The 21,160-nt window shown below is 54.2% G+C and carries 15 protein-coding genes; 12 read left to right on the top strand and 3 right to left on the bottom strand.

Annotated elements, in window-relative coordinates:
- The first annotated feature begins 100 nt into the window (after nucleotides 1-100).
- From AC0VXT_RS14615 to AC0VXT_RS14580, 8 genes are all read left to right on the top strand, one after another.
- On the top strand, nucleotides 101-1,276 hold the full coding sequence (locus AC0VXT_RS14615; protein WP_475546001.1) for a helix-turn-helix domain-containing protein: 1,176 nt from the start codon (nucleotides 101-103) through the stop codon (nucleotides 1,274-1,276).
- 180 nt (nucleotides 1,277-1,456) lie between these two features.
- The gene (ispG, locus tag AC0VXT_RS14610) at nucleotides 1,457-2,581 is read left to right on the top strand and encodes a flavodoxin-dependent (E)-4-hydroxy-3-methylbut-2-enyl-diphosphate synthase (protein WP_475546000.1); all 1,125 of its coding nucleotides are present in this window, start codon (nucleotides 1,457-1,459) and stop codon (nucleotides 2,579-2,581) included.
- Between the two features lie 128 nt (nucleotides 2,582-2,709).
- Nucleotides 2,710-3,951: a histidine--tRNA ligase gene (gene hisS / locus AC0VXT_RS14605; RefSeq protein ID WP_475545999.1), complete on the top strand. Its 1,242-nt coding sequence runs from the start codon at nucleotides 2,710-2,712 to the stop codon at nucleotides 3,949-3,951.
- A gap of 8 nt (nucleotides 3,952-3,959) precedes the next feature.
- On the top strand, nucleotides 3,960-5,315 hold the full coding sequence (gene hemA / locus AC0VXT_RS14600; RefSeq protein WP_475545998.1) for a glutamyl-tRNA reductase: 1,356 nt from the start codon (nucleotides 3,960-3,962) through the stop codon (nucleotides 5,313-5,315).
- Nucleotides 5,312-6,394 carry a peptide chain release factor 1 gene (gene prfA, locus AC0VXT_RS14595; RefSeq protein WP_475545997.1) on the top strand — a complete coding sequence of 361 codons (1,083 nt, stop codon included), beginning with the start codon at nucleotides 5,312-5,314 and terminating at the stop codon, nucleotides 6,392-6,394. The genes hemA and prfA overlap by 4 nt, the downstream gene beginning before the upstream one ends.
- Nucleotides 6,395-6,398: 4 nt before the next feature.
- Nucleotides 6,399-7,313: a peptide chain release factor N(5)-glutamine methyltransferase gene (gene prmC, locus AC0VXT_RS14590; RefSeq protein ID WP_475545996.1), complete on the top strand. Its 915-nt coding sequence runs from the start codon at nucleotides 6,399-6,401 to the stop codon at nucleotides 7,311-7,313.
- A gap of 316 nt (nucleotides 7,314-7,629) precedes the next feature.
- Nucleotides 7,630-8,484, top strand: coding sequence for a DUF4167 domain-containing protein (locus tag AC0VXT_RS14585; RefSeq protein WP_475545995.1), 855 nt, complete (start codon nucleotides 7,630-7,632; stop codon nucleotides 8,482-8,484).
- Between the two features lie 281 nt (nucleotides 8,485-8,765).
- The gene (locus AC0VXT_RS14580; protein WP_475545994.1) at nucleotides 8,766-10,349 is read left to right on the top strand and encodes a type IV secretory system conjugative DNA transfer family protein; all 1,584 of its coding nucleotides are present in this window, start codon (nucleotides 8,766-8,768) and stop codon (nucleotides 10,347-10,349) included.
- Nucleotides 10,350-10,459: 110 nt separating this feature from the next.
- On the opposite strand, the gene AC0VXT_RS14575 is transcribed toward AC0VXT_RS14580, so the two are convergent.
- Nucleotides 10,460-11,224, bottom strand: a complete 765-nt coding sequence (locus tag AC0VXT_RS14575) for an MOSC domain-containing protein (protein ID WP_475545993.1) — start codon at nucleotides 11,222-11,224, stop codon at nucleotides 10,460-10,462.
- Nucleotides 11,225-11,568: 344 nt separating this feature from the next.
- Here AC0VXT_RS14575 and clpB point away from each other — a divergent pair, with 344 nt between their 5' ends.
- Nucleotides 11,569-14,160: an ATP-dependent chaperone ClpB gene (clpB, locus tag AC0VXT_RS14570; RefSeq protein WP_475545992.1), complete on the top strand. Its 2,592-nt coding sequence runs from the start codon at nucleotides 11,569-11,571 to the stop codon at nucleotides 14,158-14,160.
- Between the two features lie 105 nt (nucleotides 14,161-14,265).
- On the top strand, nucleotides 14,266-15,111 hold the full coding sequence (locus AC0VXT_RS14565) for a DUF4197 domain-containing protein (RefSeq protein WP_475545991.1): 846 nt from the start codon (nucleotides 14,266-14,268) through the stop codon (nucleotides 15,109-15,111).
- Nucleotides 15,112-15,120: 9 nt separating this feature from the next.
- On the opposite strand, the gene AC0VXT_RS14560 is transcribed toward AC0VXT_RS14565, so the two are convergent.
- Nucleotides 15,121-15,546: a P-loop nucleotide/nucleoside kinase family protein gene (locus tag AC0VXT_RS14560; RefSeq protein WP_475545990.1), complete on the bottom strand. Its 426-nt coding sequence runs from the start codon at nucleotides 15,544-15,546 to the stop codon at nucleotides 15,121-15,123.
- A gap of 8 nt (nucleotides 15,547-15,554) precedes the next feature.
- Nucleotides 15,555-17,375 carry an AMP-dependent synthetase/ligase gene (locus AC0VXT_RS14555; protein ID WP_475545989.1) on the bottom strand — a complete coding sequence of 607 codons (1,821 nt, stop codon included), beginning with the start codon at nucleotides 17,373-17,375 and terminating at the stop codon, nucleotides 15,555-15,557.
- Nucleotides 17,376-17,821: 446 nt separating this feature from the next.
- Between AC0VXT_RS14555 and AC0VXT_RS14550 the strand changes: the two genes are divergently transcribed.
- Both AC0VXT_RS14550 and AC0VXT_RS14545 read left to right on the top strand, forming a co-directional pair.
- A complete protein-coding gene (locus AC0VXT_RS14550; protein ID WP_412775666.1) occupies nucleotides 17,822-19,597 on the top strand; it encodes a M3 family oligoendopeptidase in 1,776 nt (591 codons plus the stop codon).
- 1 nt (nucleotide 19,598) lies between these two features.
- Nucleotides 19,599-20,969 (top strand): ABC1 kinase family protein, encoded by a 1,371-nt coding sequence (locus AC0VXT_RS14545; RefSeq protein ID WP_475545988.1) that lies wholly within the window; start codon nucleotides 19,599-19,601, stop codon nucleotides 20,967-20,969.
- Nucleotides 20,970-21,160 lie beyond the last annotated feature (191 nt).

The raw sequence follows: 21,160 nt of genomic DNA, 5'->3' as shown, positions 1-21,160 counted from the left end.
GTTGGCGATCAAAAAGCGAAAGGAAGATCATTTGAATGAGGATGCCCGCGGGCGCCTGCGCTTCAGGCCGTTGTCCGGGGATAATCCCTCGAATGATATTATGATGGAAGCAGAGAACAACCAGCTCGGCGGTCACGCCGATGTCGGACAACTCTTGAAACAGACCCGTATCGGGTTGGGGCAAACCGTTGAAGACGTTTGCCAGCTTCTTCGTATTCGTAAAATTTATGTCGAAGCCATCGAGAATGGGGAGTATTCGCTTTTGCCGAATGGTCCCTATGGTCTTGGCTTCGTCAAAGCATATGCTGAGCATCTTGGCCTTGATGGGGCTGAGATTGCGCGTCGTTTCCGTGAGGAAAACAACGCGCCGGCAGCACGAACGCAATTGACGTTCCCAAAACCGGTTCAAGAAAGCCGGGTTCCAGGCGGGGCAGTCCTTTTGATTGCCGCGATGCTTGGACTTGGGGCTTACGGCGGGTGGTACTATCTTTCAAGCCAGGGCAAAACCATTGCCGATCTGGTCGATCCACTGCCTGAACGACTGGCAAGCTATACGACGTCTGCACCGAAAGAACCTGAGCCGCGGACACTTGAAAACGCGGCTGAGGCACGGGCAGCCGAAGCGCCGGTTTCATCGACGGATACGTCTGACACTGCAAACGAACCTGCCGGGGTGGAAACACCCGTTGCAAGTTCAGCCACCACGCCGGAAGGTGAGGGTGCAGGGTCAAATGATGTTGCCGTTGTCGAAACCGCACCAGAACCTGCTGCGGCCCCGGTTGAAGAAGCCGAAAATACGGCGGCAGACGTTGCAGAACAGCCCGTAAGCGAAACGGCGCAAGCAGAACCTGCTGCGGAGCCGCAAGCACAGGTGGCTCAAACACCGGAACCGGCACCTGAAACGACACCGGCTGCGCCAGCCGCAGAAGTTGCGTCTGTACCGGAGGTACCTGACGTTGACGATGCGGGGGGTGCGCGCGTGTTTGGATCGGTCAATGTTGACAGCCGTGTAACGATTTCAGCGACGGAAACCAGTTGGGTTCGCATTCGCGAAGCTGATGGTAATGTGTTGCTGACCCGGATGTTGACGGCGGGCGATACGTACCGCGTGCCGAATCGTGACGGGCTTAAGCTTGAAGTCGGTAATGCCGGTGCCCTGACCTATAGCATCGACGGGAACGAAGCCCTTCCGGTTGGTGAATACGGGGCGGTTATTTCGGACTTTTCGTTGAATGTTGATGATTTGACCGAAGCTGAAACATCGACTGTTCAGTAAACGCTAGAGCCGGTAAAATGGTTTGTGTGACAGATTAAATGTCAAAGGCGGCCCTGTTGGGTCGCCTTTTTCGTGCCTGCCATGCAAAATCGGTGAGAAAATCCGTCAGCCAACGGTTTCTAATCGGCGTTTGATAAGCTATATACACCCCAAGACACCTTGAACATTTTGGAACCGGAAATGAGCGTCCGCCCATATCGCGATATTGAACGCCGCAAAAGCCGCAAAATCCTTGTCGGGAATGTGGAAGTTGGCGGCGACGCACCGATCACGGTGCAGTCGATGACAAACACCCTGACCACCGATGTGAACGCGACAGTTGCGCAGATCCATCGTCTGGAAGAAGCCGGTGCAGACATCGTACGTGTGTCCTGCCCGGATCAGGAATCCTCGTTCGCGCTTAAGGAGATTGTCAAACAGGTCAATGTCCCGATCGTGGCCGACATCCATTTCCATTACAAACGCGCGATTGAAGCTGCCGAATCCGGTGCGGCGTGCCTGCGGATCAATCCGGGCAATATCGGGTTGACCGAACGTGTGCGCGAAGTCGTCAAGGCGGCAAAGGATCATGGCTGTTCAATGCGGATCGGGGTAAATGCCGGGTCGCTTGAAAAAGAACTGTTGGAGCGTTACGGCGAACCATGCCCCGAGGCGATGGTTGAAAGTGCGCTGAACCACGCTAAAATCCTTGAAGACCTTGATTTCCGCGAATTTAAAATCTCGGTCAAGGCATCAGACGTATTTCTGGCGGTGGCGGCCTATTACGGGCTGGCAGAAGCATGTGATTATCCGCTGCATCTTGGCATTACCGAGGCCGGTGGCCTGCGCGGTGGGACGGTGAAATCAGCCATCGGGATGGGCAACCTTCTGTGGGCCGGTATTGGCGATACGCTGCGCGTGTCATTGTCCGCCGATCCGGTTGAGGAAATCCATGTCGGGTACGACATCCTGAAATCGCTGGGGCTTCGCACCCGTGGTGTTCAGATTATTTCCTGCCCGTCATGTGCGCGTCAGGGCTTTAACGTGGTTGAAACCGTGGCCGCCCTTGAAGAGCGTCTTGCCCATATCTCAACCCCGATTTCGCTGTCGATCATTGGCTGTATTGTTAATGGGCCGGGCGAAGCGCGTGAAACCGATATCGGTTTGACCGGTGGCGGTGGTGGCAATCACAAGATGTATATTTCCGGGCGCCCGGATCATAATGTCAGCACGGAAAAGATGGTCGATCATATCGTCGATCTGGTCGAAGAACGTGCGGCAAAAATCGAAGCCGAAGAAGCCGCCAAGCTGGCTGCGGCGGAATAGCAAAGTTGTATTGATCAGTTTTGGCTTTCCGCCACACCGGCGGAAAGCTATTTTCATGTTCGCATGAATTTGCGCCCAATTGCCTTGTGCGCAAATTGCTGGATTTAAAGAAAGATCGGAGACCCAAAGTGGCATCGCTTCAACCCGTCCGTGGTACGCATGACCTTCTGCCTGAACAGAACCGTCTGCAGGATCATATCGCGAATACCGCACGCGACATTGGCGAGTTGTATGGTTATCAGCGCATGACCACGCCGATCTTTGAATTTACCGACGTGTTTGCCCGCACCCTTGGCGATACATCCGATGTCGTAACCAAGGAAATGTACACCTTTGAAGATCGCGGTGGTGAGCGCATCACCCTGCGCCCCGAAGGAACAGCCGGTATTGCGCGTGCCTATATGTCCAATGGCATGCAGCAGATGTCCCCGGTCAAGGTCAGTTACTATGGCCCGATGTTCCGTTATGAGCGTCCGCAAAAAGGCCGCCAGCGCCAGTTCCACCAGATCGGTGCCGAACTGCTGGGTGTTGAACAGGTTGCCGGCGATATCGAGATGATCGGGTACGGCGCGCATATCCTTAAAACCCTTGGTCTTTGGGACAGCATCACGCTGGAGCTGAATACCCTTGGCGATCCGGAAAGCCGTGCGGCATACCGCGACGTTCTGGTTGATTATTTCAAGGGTCATTTTGACAAGCTGTCGGAAGACAGCCGCAATCGTCTTGAAAAGAACCCGCTGCGTATCCTTGATTCCAAGGATGACGGGGACCGCGAACTGGTGGTCAATGCGCCGCTGTTTGCCGAGTACCTTAACGAACACAGCAAGGAATTCTTCAAGGGCCTGACCGAAGGGCTTGGCGATATCGGGATCAAGTATGAATTGAACCCGCGTCTGGTGCGCGGGCTGGATTATTATTGCCACACCTGTTTTGAATTCACGACCAACACCCTTGGTGCGCAGGGCACTGTCATGGCCGGTGGCCGGTATGACGGGCTGATTTCGACCATGGGTGGCCCGCAGACGGCTGGTGTTGGCTGGGCGGCAGGTGTTGAACGACTTGCCCTTATGGTCGGCGAGGCACCAGCAGGACCACGCCCGGTTGCGCTTATTCCGATGGGGGATGCTGCCGAAGCCAAATGCCGTGCACTGGCCCAGACGTTGCGCGAAGCCGGTATTGCGGTTGAGCTTGGCTATTCCGGCAATATGAAAAAACGCCTGAAACGGGCAGACAAGGCCAATGCCCGTATGGCGGTGATCCTTGGTGATGACGAACTGGCAAACGGTGTTGCCCAGTTGCGCGATCTTGATAGCAGCGAACAGCGCGAAGTGGCCCTTGATCAACTGGCTGGCGTGATCAGCAAAGGATGAGTTAAGGCGTGACAGACGGGGCAGACGGGATTTCGCATGAAGATGCCGGGGATTGGCCGCTAGATCGCCTATTGGTGATCGGCACCAATCATCGGCGGTCCAGCGAAGATACCCGCGATCGTCTGTTCATTGACGAAGCCCGCCTGCCACAGTTTCTTGCCGCGATTGCCCAAGCCCGTTTGGGGCAGGCGGTTGTGGTGTTGACCTGCAACCGCACTGAAATCCATCTGTTGGCGTCCGAGGCCGAACGCGGCCGGGAACGGTTGATTGATCTGATGTCGCTTTGGGCGGATGTCGATCGGGATCAACTGGCCGCCGAGCTTTATATTCGTTCGGGCCGCGATGCGCTGCGCCATATGTTTGCGGTGGCGGCATCCCTTGACAGTCTGGTGATTGGCGAGCCGGAAGTTTTCGGTCAGGTCAAGGATGCGCACCGGATTGCGCGCAAGCATGAGCTTGTCGGGCGTGAACTTGAACTGGTCTATCAGGCGGCCTACGCCATTGCCAAAAAGGTCCGCAATCAAACCGGCATCGGGCAGGGGGCTGTTTCAATTGCGGCGGCGGCCCAGTCGGTGGCGCGCGATTTACACGGTGATCTTAAAAACTGCACCCTGTTGCTGGCAGGGGCCGGTGACATGGGTGAATTGATTGCCGCATCGCTAGCCGAACGGGGCATTGGCCGCATTCTGGTGACGGACCGTTTGGCCGCACGCGCCCGTCTTGTGGCGCGACGCCTTGATTGTCATTGGTCGGAAATGGATGACCTTGATCGTCTGATGGCAGAGGCGGACCTTATTCTGACTGCGGGGGGATCGCGGCGTTACATGATTGACCGGGACCGTGCGTTGGCGGCGGTCAAACGCCGCCGGTATCGCCCGGTCTTGATGATTGATACGGCTGTGCCCGGTGATATCGACCCGCAGGTCGATGAGATTGACGAGGTTTTCCTTTATCGGATCGAAGACCTTGAAAATATCGCCGCCGAAGGGCGCGGTGGCCGTGAACAAAAGGCCGAAGAAGCCTGGGCCCTGATTGAAGCGGAAATCGACGGGTTTGTGCGCGACCGTGCACAGCGGGCCGCCGTTCCGGCAATTGCAGATTTGCGCAAACGATTTGAAACGGTGCGTTCTGATGTTTTAAACGAAAGCCAGGGGGATGCGGAAAAGGCAACGCGGCTTTTGATTAATCGATTGTTGCATACGCCGACCCAGGCCCTAAAAGATCTGGCGACGACAACGGATGGTGCAGGCACTGTCGAATGGGTGAAGGCCCAGAAACTGTTGGCGCGCTTATTTGAACTTGATGACAAACCGGTTGGCGATAAAAACACCCCAACCGACCCCGAACAGGAGAATAAAGAGTGAGTTTGGACCTTGGTAAGCTTGATGGCGTCGTACGCCGGTTCGACGAGCTCAATTCCCTACTGTCGAGCGGCGAGCTTGATGGTGATAACTTTGTCAAACTGTCGCGTGAACATGCGGAACTGTCGCCGATTGTTGAGGCGATTGAGGTCTATACAAAGCTTCTGAGCGATCTGGATGATGCCAAGGAAATTCTGGCCGACCCGGATGGCGATCGCGATATGCGCGAAATGGCCGAGGCGGAAAAATACGAAATTCAGGACAAGCTGCCTGAGGCCGAACACGCTGTTAAGCTGATGCTGATCCCCAAGGACAGTGCGGATAGTAAAAACGCCATCCTTGAAATTCGTGCGGGTACGGGCGGCGAGGAAGCCGCGCTGTTTGCCGCCGATCTGTATCGGATGTATCAGCGTTATGCCGAAGGGCGCGGCTGGAAGTTCGAACAGATGGACGCCAGCGAAAACGATCTTGGCGGGTTTAAGGAAGTCATTGTCAATGTGTCGGGCACGGACGTGTTTGCCCGCATGAAGTTTGAAAGTGGTGTTCACCGCGTACAGCGTGTGCCCGTTACCGAGGGCGGCGGGCGCATTCATACGTCTGCGGCAACAGTGGCGGTTCTGCCCGAGGCCGAAGAAGTTGATATCCGCATTGATCCAAAAGACCTGCGGATTGATACCTATCGCTCGCAAGGGGCGGGTGGCCAGCACGTCAATACCACCGATAGTGCGGTGCGGATTACCCATATTCCGTCCGGGGTGGTTGCGGCCAGTCAGGAAGCAAAATCCCAGCATAAGAACAAAGAAAAAGCGATGAAGATGCTGCTGTCGCGCCTATATGATCAGGAACGCGAAAGCAAGGACACCGCACGTGCGGCTGACCGTAAATCGCAGGTTGGTTCCGGGGATCGGTCCGAACGCATCCGGACATATAACTTCCCGCAAGGACGTGTGTCGGATCATCGCATTAACCTGACCCTTTATCGTCTTGATGATTTCATTGCCGGTGGCCCGTCAGTTGATGAAATGATTGATGCGCTGATTTCCGAAGAACAGGCACAGAAACTGGCTGAAATCGAAAGTTGAGGGGATGGTGGCCAGTAATTCGCAGCATGATGGATCGACCCTTGGTGTCTTGATGGCCGATGGGGTGTCGGCGTTGAACGCCGCCGGGATCGAAAATGCGCGTATGGATGCGCGTATTTTGCTGGCACGTGCCGCCGGTGTCGATGGGGGCCGGATCACAGCATGGCCCGAAGATGACGTTGCGCCCGAAAAGGCCGCAATATTTCGCGATATGATTGCGCGCCGCGCCCGACATGAACCGGTTGGACGGATTTTGGGCGAGCGCGATTTCTGGCGCCATACCTTCAAACTCGCCCCTGATACGCTTGAGCCGCGTCCCGATAGTGAAACGCTTGTTGAGTGGGCGATTGATTTTCTTGAGGATGCGGATGCGCCGCGCATCCTTGATTTGGGGACGGGGACCGGATGTCTGTTGTTATCGGCCCTTGGCGATTTGCCGGGCGCAACCGGTATTGGTCTTGATATCAGTGAAGGGGCGGTTGACTGTGCGCGTGAAAATGCCCGCGCACTTGATATGGCCGAGCAGGCCGAGTTTCGGGTTTCGGACTGGGCGGGGGCGCTTAGTGATGGGGAACGGGCCGAGGGGTTTGACCTTGTGATGTCAAACCCGCCCTATATCACGCGCAACGAGATGGACATGCTTAGCCCGGAAGTGCAGAAATTTGATCCGCGCCGTGCCTTAACCGATGAAGGCGACGGATTGGCGGCCTATCGGATATTGTCGCAGGTGGCGTTTGATCTGACCAAGCCAGCGGGATTTGTCATATTTGAAATCGGGCGCGGTCAGGAAAACGATGTTGGCCGCATGCTTGTCGAGGCGGGATTTGTCGGTGTGGAACATCGCGAAGATCTGGGCGGAATTGTCCGTTGCGTCGCGGCAAAGAAAACCCGTTGTTCGGTAGGGCGCTGCGTGATGTAGAGCGTGCTGCACTTAATCTGCAGCATTTTGCATATGTCCTATGTGAAAAAAAGCGTTTGGGACTGAAAAAAACAGTTGGAATAACCGAACAAGCCATATAGGTTGATTTGAACGGGCCGGGTGCCCGACGCGCTTATGAAAGCGCCGTGTTCCCCAGTAAACAGTTAATAATCTCCGTTCCTGATTAGGTTCTTGGTTGATTTGTCTTGAGACCGTTTGATCGGTGCTGTTTAGCGGGAAATATGTTTTTCAGACGGAGTGGTTCCGGGGCCGATGATGTCACCGGATTGTCCTTCAACACCAAAGTCATGTTGATATGAGAAATAACAATAAACGTCCGCGCGGACGGCAACAGCCTAATAAACGTCCAGTAAATCCTAAATTTCAAACTTTTGACAGCAACGGTCCAGATGGACGCGTTCGTGGCAATGCCCAACAGGTTCAAGAGAAATACGTTTCTCTGGCCAAGGATTGCACCGACGATCCGGTTTTGGCTGAAAACTATTACCAGCATGCTGAACATTACCATCGCATCCTGCAAGCTGCGCAGGAGTGGGAAAATCAGCGTCGCGACGAACGCGGCAGCGATAATAGTAACAACAATAACAACAGCAATAGTAATAATCGCCCGCGTAATCAGCACGTTAACCGTGATGGCCGCGGCGAGAACCAGTCCAATCAAAGTGATGATCAGGGCGAAAACACTGAAAATGCGGCAACGTCTGACACTCCGTCAAACGCGTCCGCAAACAGTGAAAACGCCAGCCAGGAAAATACAGCACCTGCATCGGCTGATGGCGTAGAAGACAAACCGAAACGTGCACCACGTGCACGCCGTACGGACAGTCGTAGCAGTCGCAGCCGCAGACCTGAAAATTCCGATGGTGCACCGAACTCTGATCGTCCCAATGCCAATGCCGGTTCTTCGGCTGAACCCCCGGCGCCAGTTGCTTCTTCATCTGAGGGTGAAAGCACGGCACAGGATTCAGGGCAGGATGCCGGTTCGGACGGTGAAGAAAAGAAACCGCGTCGCGCATCAAGCAGCACGACCCGCACACGTGGGCGTCATCCGACCGCACGTCGCGGGCGCAGCCGGGCTGCTGGTCGTGATGAAGACGGCGAAGGTGGTGAAACCGTATCTGATGATGGTTCCGAACCCGTTTCGGCCTGATACGAACAACACCTGATATCTTTTACGTAAAAACACCCCCGCAGAAATAGATCTGCGGGGGTGTTTTGCTGTGTGCGATGCGTGCTTTTCGCGGCACCTTGTGGGGATGGTTGCGGGTAAAATGCAGTGTAAAACTTTGGATTATAAAGCCGAATAAACCGTGCAACCGTTGATTATTATTGGTATCAGTTTAACCAACGTCACACATAATAAGTGACGAGATGACCGCAATGCGGCGATGGGTTGGCGTGGTGCAGATTGCCACTACTTGGGAGTCTTTGATGGGGACTGGCTTATTTCGCGTCGTCATGGTGCTGCTTTGGGCGCTTGGCGCAATGGTTGTTGCTCTTGGGTTGTTTAACGGCGACTACGAGTTAGCACTTCTTGGTGCGGTCTGCTTCATCATTCCAATGTTCCTTCCTGTTGTGGTGATTGCCTTGAACCGGATGAAGGGATCATCCCCAAGCAAGAACAAGAAATCCATGTCACCGGCACAGGCCGCCAAAACAAAGGCCGAAGGCCAGTGGGCAAAGCGTGAAGATTTAAACGCGCGCAAAATGCTTGAAAGCAATCCGTCGATGGTTCTTGGCCGTTGGGGCGATGACAAAAGCCTTATCGGGGCATCCGGGCTTAAACGTGTTTTGACATTTTCGACATCGCCCGAAGAATATTACCGCGCATCAGCAGAACCGAATGCGTTGCTTCACACCGGAAATCTATTTGTTTATGAACGCCATGGCAGCATTTTTCGCGCCATTCATGATCGGCGCAAGAAGCTTGGTCAGAACCTGATTGTCATTGATCCGCACGGTCAGAGCGGCTTTGAGTCAGATCAGTTTAATCCGTTTGATTTCATCCGCCAGCAGGGCGAAGGCATGATCACCGATACCGGTTTGATCGCCGATACGTTGCTGGCCCCGATGTTTGTTCAGGAACTTGACGAGCAGGAAGTGCGCATCGCGCGTTCGCTGTTGCAGGGCTTTATTGTTCATACGATCCAGACAAGCCCGAAAGAAAACCGCAATCTTGGCGAGGTGCGCCGCAACCTGATCATGCCGTCACACCGGTTTTACAAGATCCTTGAAGAATTGATGAACATTGAATCCGCCGACGGCCGGATTTCAGACGTTGCGCTTAATATCCTTGATATGACCGAAGATCAGCGCATGAAGATCATCGAAGCCTGTCGTGCGTTGACCGCAGAATTTGATAATCCGCAAATTTCGCGTGTTCTAAGCAAAAGCAGCTTTGACATTGACGACATTGCCAGCAGTGCGGTTTCGATTTTTGTGATTGGTCAGGTGGGCGGGGATACGCCCGATGTTCAGCCGTCCTTTAGCCGCGTCATGCTGGCCGGGATGATGAATATGATCAATCAGCGCAATTGGAAAAGCGGTGATCCCGAGTTTCTTGTGCTGATGGACGGGATCGAAAGTGTTGGGCGCATGCCACTTTTTGAACGCTTGCTGGGCGGTGGGTACGGCGAAGGCATGATCGTCTGGCCGGGCTTTAGCGGCGTCAGTGCCTTGATGGATGTGTGTCTGAACTGGGAAAACGTTGTGGGCCGGGTGGATGCCATTTCAGTGCTTAGTCAGGATGGGGCATTCAACCTTGATTGGGTGGCTGGCCTGACGGCGATGTCAAAATTTGATGATACGGGGGGTGGCAGTTCGACAGACCGTCCTGTTCATTTAAAGGGACAGGATGCTCAGCCAATTCTGCGGTCAGCAGAAGTCGCACGGTTCCCCAAAGAGGAACAAATTCTGTTTCGCAAGGGCGTGCCGCCGATCAAGGCGCACCGGATTGACTGGTATCACGATGAACTGTTCACCGGGATTGCTGTTCACGCGCCGACGTTTAATTAGGGTCTGAACCCAAGAGAGGGTTCTCCCAAAGAAAACGCCGGACCCCGAACGGCGTTTCATCGCAGCAAAAGATCAGGCGTTTTAACAGGCGGCTGTTGTGTTCGATAAGATCAGGCGATGGTTACGGTGTCGCCCGGTGCGATGACCGCATCGCTGACGGGCTCAATATACATGCCCATATAAAGGTGATTGACCCCTTTGCGCAGCATCAACGGCACATTGATATCCGAGACAGCGGTATCGGGATTGATGCTGGTGGCTTTGCAGCGCGTAATGGGGTGAACAACCCGGAAGGTGCCATCATTGATTTTGATGATCTGGTCTTCTTCCCATTCCAGTTCTTTCCACGGAGCCAATCCGTCAATCAGCAGGTTTCCACGAAAACGCATCGGATCGATTTCGGCCTGAACAATGCGTTCGCCAAAATCACGGATCGAGGCCAGATTGAGGATCGAAATATAGGGTTCCTTCATGTCGCCAAACTGGGTGTTCGGAACAGAATATATTTTCGGTGTGCCGGCAATGTCGTTTTTCAGGAATGCCTTGAGGAAATCCTCGATGACAGTGCGGCCCATGGCGTCATCAAGTTTGCCTTTGCAGATTGCCCGACCATTGCGCATCACCGTCAGGGTTGATGTGGCGTCGTCATACTCGGTGCCAAGCTCGGCCAGTTTCGGGGTGTTGACCAATTGCAGGAAATTGCTTTTGCGCGTCCACTCATGCACACCGTCCTGCCCGGTTGACGACTGGGTGGCAATCACAAAACGCCGATCATCGGGTATCATTTTGTGGGCGGTGATGGTGGCTGTGGGCATATCAATCCCGCGCATCCCCTTGACGGGGTAACGTCGGATGGCTTTGAGCTCGACGGTCATTGTCTTGTTTCCTGTATGGCGCATTGTCCATGCCGTTTAAATTTGGGCGAGCCAGCATGGATTTATCGTGACGTTAATGTGTTGTTTTGCGCTGGGCAACCCCTGCTTTCGCAGTAAATTCAGGTCGTTTTCACGCAGACTGTAACAATGACAGAAAATCGTGTTGCGGTGCACAATTAATTCTTGCAACTTTTGTAGGGGTATCTGCTTGCAAACGGGTTAAACTGAGACATATCAAAGTAGTCGGCGGTGAAAAAATCTATAATTTCTTCATCGCTTACGCCGTGGATGCTTCCAAGAAGGTCCACATCTCATAAACACTGTTGGCTCAAGGAGTGACAGGAATGGAATTTGAAAACTTTACGGATCGGTCCAAAGGTTTCCTTCAGTCTGCGCAATCGCTGGCGTTGCGGGAAAACCATCAACAATTTGTGCCCATCCATCTTCTCAAGGTGCTGCTGGACGACGAAGAAGGTCTGGCAGCCAATCTGATCAAGGCATCGGGGGGCAACCCCAAACTGGCACAGCAACGCTGTGCGGCCGAGCTTGCCAAACTGCCGAAGGTTTCCGGCGGGAATGGTCAGATTTACCTTTCATCGGAATTTGCCCGCCTGATGGATCAGGCGCAGGAGGTCGCCAAAAAAGCCGGTGACAGCTATGTCACGGCGGAACGGTTGCTTTTGACCATTGCCCTTGATCCGAAATCAACGGCGGGCAAGGTTTTGGCCGATGCCAGTGTGACCGCGCAGTCGCTTAATGGTGCGATCAATGACATCCGCAAAGGCCGCACAGCCGACAGTTCCGGTGCCGAAAGCCAGTATGACGCGTTGAAAAAATACGCCCGCGACCTGACCGAAGCGGCGCGCGACGGCAAACTTGACCCGGTGATTGGCCGGGACGAGGAAATCCGTCGTGCCATTCAGGTCCTGTCGCGCCGGACAAAAAACAATCCGGTGATGATCGGCGAGCCCGGTGTGGGTAAAACCGCGATTGCCGAAGGCTTGGCCTTGCGGATTGTGAAGGGGGATATCCCTGAAACGCTTAAGGACAAGAAGCTTCTGTCTTTGGACCTTGGTGCACTGATTGCCGGGGCGAAATTCCGCGGCGAATTTGAAGAACGTCTGAAAGCGGTTCTAAGCGAAATTGAATCCGAGGCCGGTGAAGTCATCCTGTTTATTGACGAGCTGCATACGCTTGTCGGGGCGGGCAAGGCCGAAGGATCGATGGATGCCTCCAACCTTTTGAAACCGGCGTTGGCACGCGGTGAGCTTCATTGCATCGGTGCGACGACACTCGATGAATATCGCAAGCACATCGAAAAGGACGCGGCCCTTGCCCGGCGGTTCCAGCCGGTGTTTGTGTCTGAGCCAACTGTGTCTGACACGGTATCGATCCTGCGCGGGATCAAGGATAAATACGAACTTCATCATGGGGTTCGCATTGCCGATGCAGCACTTGTTGCGGCGGCAACGCTTTCGAACCGCTATATCACCGATCGGTTTTTGCCCGATAAGGCAATTGATCTGATGGATGAGGCCTCATCGCGGCTGCGGATGGAACTGGATTCCAAGCCAGAAGAAATCGATGAACTTGATCGCCGGATCATCCAGCTTAAAATCGAACGTGAGGCGCTTAAGAAAGAAGACGATGCGGCATCGAAAGATCGTCTTGGTCGCCTTGATAAGGAGCTGTCGGCCCTTGAAAGCAGTTCGGCCTCGCTGACTGCGAAGTGGGAAGCACAGAAAACTGAAATGGCGGCATCGACCCATATCAAGGAACAGCTTGATATCGCGCGTGGTGAACTTGAACGTGCGATGCGCGATGGCAAACTTGATCGTGCCGGGCAGCTTCAATACGAAGAAATCCCTGCCCTTGAGCGTCTGCTTGAAAAAGCCGAGGACGATCAGGCCGATGGCATGAAGGAAGAGGCGGTGACTGAAAAGCACATCGCATCCATCGTGTCACGCTGGACGGGTATTCCGGTGGATAAGATGCTGGAAGGTGAACGCGAAAAGCTGCTTGAAATGGAAGACACCCTGCGAAAAAGGGTGGTCGGTCAGGACGATGCCGTGCGCTCGATCTCCAATGCGGTGCGGCGCGCACGTGCGGGCCTTCAGGATCCGAACCGTCCGATGGGGTCGTTCCTGTTCCTGGGGCCAACCGGGGTGGGTAAAACCGAGCTTACCAAAGCACTGGCGCAGTTCCTGTTTGATGATGAACAGGCCATGGTACGGATTGATATGTCCGAGTTCATGGAAAAACACGCCGTTGCGCGGCTGATCGGTGCACCTCCGGGCTATGTCGGTTACGAAGAAGGCGGGTCGTTGACCGAGGCTGTTCGTCGCCGTCCGTATCAGGTGATCCTGTTTGACGAGGTCGAAAAAGCACATCCTGATGTGTTTAACGTCCTTTTGCAGGTTCTTGACGAAGGGCGTTTGACCGACGGGCAGGGACGTGTTGTCGATTTCCGCAATACGCTGATTATCCTGACGTCCAACCTGGGTGGTGAAATTCTTGCCAAGCAGGAAGAAGGTCATGACAGTGGCGAGCTTCGCAGTCAGGTGATGGAAATTGTCCGGGCATCGTTCCGGCCGGAATTCCTGAACCGTCTGGACGAGGTGATTTTGTTCCATCGTTTGCAACGTGCGCAGATGGGGACAATTGTCGAAATCCAGCTGGGTCGTTTGGCAAAGCTTCTGTTTGATCGCAAGATTGATCTGGCTTTGGATGACGCGGCCAAGGATTGGCTGGCGGAAAAGGGCTATGACCCGGTTTATGGCGCACGCCCGCTTAAACGCGTGATCCAGCGGTATCTGCAAAACCCGTTGGCGATGCAGATCCTCGAAGGTGGAATCAAGGATGGCGATAAAGTCCCGGTTTCTGCCGAGGGTTCCGATCTTTTGCTGAATGGTAAAAAGGTCGATGTCGTTGAATAACGCGGCCTAACCGCATACATGCAAAACCCCGATCATCGCATCGGGGTTTTGTCTTTTTCGGGCCATGATTATTGGCCACCATGTAACAATCGCCAGTAAACACACATGACAGTAAACACACATGACAGACCGGGATATGAAATGCAGCTTTTGAAAAACCATTCGACGGTGCGCGTGGGTGCCGTGACATTTGCCATTGCGATCATGGCAGGCGGCATCGCGTCGCCGGTGATGGCGCAGTCGTTTTTTGACAAGGCAAAGGACGCGCTGGGCGATGTTATGGAGCAAAATGGCAGTGGTAGCACGTCTTCTGGAACTGCGAGCAATTCGGCCATTTCTGCCCTGTCGTCAGACACGGTTGAGCAGGGATTGAAACAGGCACTTGATGCCGGGGTGGAGGCCGTTACCGCCCAGCTTGGCGTGAAGGATGGCTTTAATGCCGATCCGGTGGCGCATATCCCCCTGCCTGACAGTGTGAAAACCGCCCAGCAATTGATGAATAAGGCCGGACTTGGCAGCTATGCCGATGAAATCGAATTGCGCATGAACCGTGCGGCGGAAGATACCATGAGCGAGGCCGGTGATATTTTGGTCAATGCGGTCAGTCAGATGACGCTTGAGGATGCCAAAGGCATTCTGAGCGGCCCTGATGACGCGGCGACAAGCTATCTCCGTCGCGTTTCGGGGACCGATATCGAAGCCCGCCTGCGCCCGGTGATTACCGATGCCCTGGCCGATACCGGGGCACTTTCGATGTATGATCAGATGGTCGGGCAATATGATACTTTGCCGTTTGTGCCTGATTTGAAAACGTCGCTGACCGATCATGCGACGGATAAGGCAATGGAGGGGCTTTTCCATTATATCGCGCTTCAGGAAGCCGATATTCGCAGTGACCCGGCGCGCTGGACAACGGATGTGCTCAAAAAGGTGTTTTCCGCCGCGAATTAAGATCAAACCTTAGCGATATTTGGCGGGCGGGGCTTCCCAGCGGTCCTGCATCGCCTTGATCTTATCAACCGGCACGCCGTGGATATTGTCAAACTGGCCGTGGCATTCGATGACTTGCAGGGCAACGCCATGGCGGTCTGCCATGTCGAGATAAGACTGCATTTCCCATATCTGGGTGAAGGTATTGGCAACAATGACGCTGTTGCCGGTACGGAGGGCCTCATCGCATGCGGTTTCGCAGTGCTGGTGGGCATCGCGAAGCTTTCGCGCATCGAACCGGTATTTCCCCGCCCGGTCGACCATAAATTGATCGGCTTCAAAATGCTTGGCACCGGTTTGGGCGGCCAAGGCAATGGCCATGGTTGATTTCCCTGATCCGGGAAGACCACGGATCAGGGTCAGGGTTTGTAGTTTACCGTCATCGGGGGTGCCCATCGCGACGGTTACTGCCCTTTACGTTTGCGTTGATACAGCCCGTCTAGCTGCTGACCATAGGCATCGCGGATTTTATGACGGCGGATTTTCATTGATGGTGTGAGCATTTCGTTGTCGATGCCAAAGGCGGCCTCGGCGAACATAAAGCTGCGCACCTTTTCAATCGTCAACAGGCGGGTATTCACCCGGTCAATCGCGGAGCGGATAATTTTGCGGAACGTGTCATTCTGCGACAGTTCGTCAATGTCATTGTTGATCGAATTGTCACGGGCAAATTCGCGCATGAAATCTTCGTCCGGCCAGATCACCGCCACCAGATACGGTTTGTCATCGCCGTAGACCATGGCTTGGGAAATCTCGGTTTCCAAGGTCATCAGGCCTTCGATCCGCTGCGGCGAAATATTGTCACCGCCGGAATTGACGATGATGTCTTTCTTCCGGTCGGTGATCATCAGGCTGCCCTGTTCATCGAACTTGCCAATGTCGCCTGTCTGAACCCAGCCATCAACAATCGTCGCGGCGGTCACGTCGGGCAGGTTCCAGTATCCCTTCATCATGCTTTCGCCGCGCAGAAGGATTTCACCGTCATCGGCAATGCGAACTTCGGCCCCGACCATGGGCGGCCCGACCGTGCGCAGTTTGTTGTTTTCAGCACGGTTGCACGAAACGACCGGGGCAAATTCCGTCTGGCCATATCCTTGCAGGATGCGGATGCCGCACGATACAAACAAAACACCCAGTTCGTAATTCAGCGGCCCGCCGCCTGATACCATGGCCTTGATCCGGCCGCCAAAACGCTGACGCAGTTTCCGGCGCAGCAAAATCTCGCAGGCAAAGTTCTGAAGCTTTTCAATCAGGCCAAGATGCTCACCTTCGTAGGTTTTGCGACCAAGGCGAAGGGTCAGTTCAAACAGTTTCTGTTTGATGCCGCCTTCCTTTTCGACCATGCGGCTCATGCGTTGATAGAGCATCTCATAAAGACGCGGCACAGCCGTCATGATGGTCGGGCGGACTTCGGTCAGGTTGGCGGCAAGCTTGTCGATGCCTTCGGCGTAGTAAATCTGAGCACCGATACTGATCGGGAAATACAGCCCGGCAGTATGTTCATAGGAATGTGACAGCGGCAGGAATGACAGAAATACTTCTTCGCCGATGCCAAGCGTTTCAATGATATCAAACGCGCCCATACAGTTTGATATGATCGCCCCGTGCGACAGCATTACACCCTTGGGCGCGCCACCGGTGCCCGATGTATAGATCAGGCAGGCCAGATCATCGCGTTTGATGTTGGCAACCCATTCGTCAATATCATGTGCAAGGCCACGGCCCTTGGCGATGACGTCGCTCCAGCGGGTGATGGTGATATCGCCGACAAAGCTTTGGCCCCATTCTTCCATCATGATCGCATGACGGCAGCGCCCGCTATCAAGGGCGGCATGTAAAAAGGGTTGGGCCAGTTTTTTGGTCGAAATGATGGCAATCGCCGCACCACTGTCTTCGATCGCGTGCAAGTGGTCGCGCTCGGTATTGGTGGTATAGGCCGGAACAGTCATGGCGCCGACACACATCACGGCAAGGTCGGAAATGCCCCATTCGGTGCGGTTTTCCGACACCAGCAAAACACGGTCGCCACTGCGCACCCCAATGTCATAGAGCGACCGGGCCAGTGCGCGCACCTGATCGGCGGCCTCCGCCCATGAGGTCGCGACAAATTCCCCTGTCTCGCTATCCTTGGTCCACAGAAACGGCGCGTCGCCGTATGTCTGGGCTTTTTCGAAAAACATCGAGGGCAAGTTCTGCCAGTTGGCATAATCCTGCAGGCTTGTCATGACGTTTCCTTGCCTTGTTTTCGTTTCTATTTATCGCATCAGATGGATTTCAAGTCACTTAATACGTGATCCGCGTGAGACAGATCATGGTGGCATGCGCACGATGTAGCGGCGAAATCTACAGGCGCAATCCATCTTCTTTTTGTTATCAGGGATTAAGTCGTTTCGCAGCCGGAAAATGACAATCCCTGTCATGAAATCGCAATCTTGTGATCTGGCGTGCAGAAATAATACACCGATTTGGGCAATCGGAGGTGTGATCTTGGTTGCAGCCCGCATCATGACTTATATGTTCAGCAACAAGACAAGGCCGGATATAACGACTGGTCTGAGCATAGGGACTGGCACAGGCCGCATGCGCGTCATATATGATCGTTGCGCATCGGCCTGCCCAACCCATAAGATGCAGCGCACAAGATACATAACGCCGACCGTCTGGAGGACAAATGAACGCGATCAACAAGAATTTGCCGACCTGGGATCTGACTGATCTCTATAACGATCCGAAAGACCCGGCCATCCGGCGCGATCTTGATGATGCCAAGTCCCGCTCGCAAGCGTTCCAGAAAAGCTATCAGGGCAAATTGAATGATCTGACCGGGGATGAGCTGATGGCAGCCATCGCCGAATATGAAGCCGTCAGCGAAATTTGCGGCAAAATCGGGTCATATGCACAACTGCTGTATGCCGGGGATAGCTCGGACGCGGCAATTGGTCAGTTCTATCAGTCGGTTCAAGAAGAAATGACCGGCATTTCCAGCCTGACCTTGTTCTTCGGGCTTGAGATCAACCGCATCGACGACGCATCGCTTGATGCCAAATACGCCCAAAGCGAAGAACTTCGTCGGTATCGCCCGTTTCTCGATGAAAACCGTGCGTTCCGCCCGCATCAGCTTTCTGATGAGGTCGAGCAGGTTTTGCATGAACGCCGTGTTGCCGGATCGGCCGCATGGGTGCGCCTGTTTGATCAGACGATGGCTGAGCTTCGTTTTCCGATCAACGGCGAAGAGTTGACCATGTCAGATGTCGCCAACATGCTGTCCTCGACCAAGGTTGAAGAACGTAAAGCTGCGGCGAAATCCATTGGCGACGTTTTGGGCAAAAACATCAAACTTTTGGCGCATGTCACCAATACCCTTGCCAAAGATAAGGAAATTGATGATCGCCTGCGCAAGTTTGCCACCCCGGTGTCATCGCGCAATCTGGCCAATCAGGTCGAAGACGAAGTTGTCGATGCGCTTAATACCGCGGTGAAAGACAGCCATGCGGACCTGTCGCACCGTTATTACCGTTTGAAGGCCAAATGGTTTGGTGTCGATCAGCTTGATTATTGGGACCGTAATGCGCCACTCCCGGATGATGATGATCGTCAGATTGACTGGGATACTGCGCGTTCGACCGTGCTTAAGGCATACGGCGAATTTTCGCCGGAACTGGCCGAGGTTGGTCAGAAGTTCTTTGATAATCCATGGATTGATGTGCCGCCGCGTGCGGGGAAATCATCGGGGGCCTTTGCCCATCCGACGGTGCCGTCCGCCCATCCTTATTTGCTGTTGAACTATCACGGAAAAACCCGCGATGTGATGACGCTGGCGCATGAATTGGGCCATGGCGTGCATCAGGTTTTGGCCGGTGAGCAGGGGTATTTCCTGTCTGATACGCCGCTAACACTGGCGGAAACCGCGTCGGTGTTTGGTGAAATGCTGACGTTCCAGTCGATGTTGCGGGCGGAAACTGATCCGAAGATGAAGCGCATCATGCTGGCGGGCAAGGTTGAGGATATGCTCAACACGGTCGTGCGTCAGATTGCGTTCTTTGAGTTTGAAAAACGCGTTCATGAAAAACGCCGTGAAGGTGAATTGACGGTCGATGAGATCTGCGACATCTGGATTGCCGTACAGCATGAAAGTCTGGGTGATGCGATCCGCTATGAGGACGAGTACAAATATTACTGGTCCTATATTCCGCACTTCATCCATTCACCGTTTTACGTTTACGCCTATGCGTTTGGCGATTGTTTGGTCAATTCGCTTTATGACGTTTATGAAAATGCCGAAGACGGTTTCCAGCAGAAATACCTTGATATGCTGAAAGCCGGCGGCACGAAGCGCCATAAAGAGCTTCTTGCACCGTTTGGTCTGGATGCATCTGATCCGGCCTTCTGGCAGCGTGGGCTTAACATGATCAAACGCATGATCGACGAGCTGGAGGAGCTTTCCTGATATGAGTAACGACGACGATTATACCGCGCCAAATGAAGAAAATCGATTTGGCGGACGGGTTCGTCGTTACGCACGGGTGGGGGCGTCGGCCAGCAAGCTGGCCGCGCGCCTTGCCACCGGGAAAGTGTTCGGCGGCGACGTTGATCATGCCAAATACGCCGCCGAACTGACATCTGCACTGGGCGGGCTTAAAGGCCCGTTGATGAAGGTTGCACAAATCCTGTCAACCATCCCCGATGCGCTGCCCAAGGAATATACCGAGGCGCTGGCGTCCCTTCAGGCCGATGCACCCAGCATGGGGTGGCTGTTTGTCAAACGCCGCATGCGCAGCGAATTGGGGGCGGGATGGCAATCAAGCTTTCCCGAGTTTAGCCGTGAAGCCGTGGCCGCCGCATCCCTTGGGCAGGTGCATAAGGCGACCTTGCCCGATGGGCGCGCGGTTGCGTGCAAGCTGCAATATCCTGATATGTCGGCAACCGTTGAAGCCGATTTAAAGCAGCTTCGTGCCGCCTTTGCGATCTATAAGCGATATGACAGTGCGATTGACGCGCAAAACATTCAGGAAGAACTTTCCGCCCGCCTGCGCGAAGAGCTTGATTACAAGCGCGAAGCAAAACACATGCGGCTGTATCGCCATATGCTGGCCGATGAAAATGCGGTGCATGTGCCCGAACCGGTGGATGATTTAACCACCAGTCGGTTGCTGACCATGACCTGGCAGACCGGGCAGAAATTCCAAAGTTTCCTTGATAGTGATGCCGATCAGGATGCGCGCAATCAGGTCGCCCTTAATATGTTCCGCGCATGGTATGTGCCGTTTTATCGGTATGGCGTGATCCATGGTGATCCGCATTTGGGCAATTATACGTTGCGCGAAGATCGGTCGGTGAACCTTCTTGATTTCGGGTGTATCCGCATTTTTAAACCCGATTTCGTGCACGCGGTGCTGACCCTTTATGAGGCATTGCGTGACGGGGATGAGGACAAGGCGGTTTCGGCTTATGAAAGCTGGGGCTTTGAAAATCCGTCGCGTGAATTGATTGATGTGCTCAACATCTGGGCCAGCTTTGTCTATGGCCCGATTTTGGATGACCGCAAACGCAAAATGGGTGAAACCAACTCGGTCGCCTATGGCGCGGAGGTCGCGGCAAAAGTTCATAAGGAACTTAAAGCCGTTGGCGGGGTAAAGCCGCCACGTGAGTTTGTTCTGGTGGATCGGGCCGCCGTGGGCCTAGGCGCGGTATTCCTGAGGCTTGATGCGCACGTAAACTGGTATCAGCTGTTCCATGATCTTGTCGGGGATTTTGATCCGGCCAAGCTTGCAGCCAATCAGGAGGCAGCACTTCAGTCGGTTGGGCTGGAACGCCCATAAGTAAAAGGCGCAAATGGTTGGTGGTGGGCGTGTGGCGATTCGTCCAAAACCCGTGCTGGAATCGCGATATCACTGCCGGAAGTTTCCCCCAAAGCCACTTAATATTATTTGAAAATGCCGCCGGGTTTGAAGCCTGCGGCATTTTTTTTCGAGAACCTTTTGCCTTATTGCGCGTTCCGTTAGAGTTGTTA

The sequence above is a fragment of the Thalassospira sp. Z349TD_5 genome (genome assembly GCF_056173045.1).
This window is presented reverse-complemented; position numbering and strand designations above follow the sequence as displayed.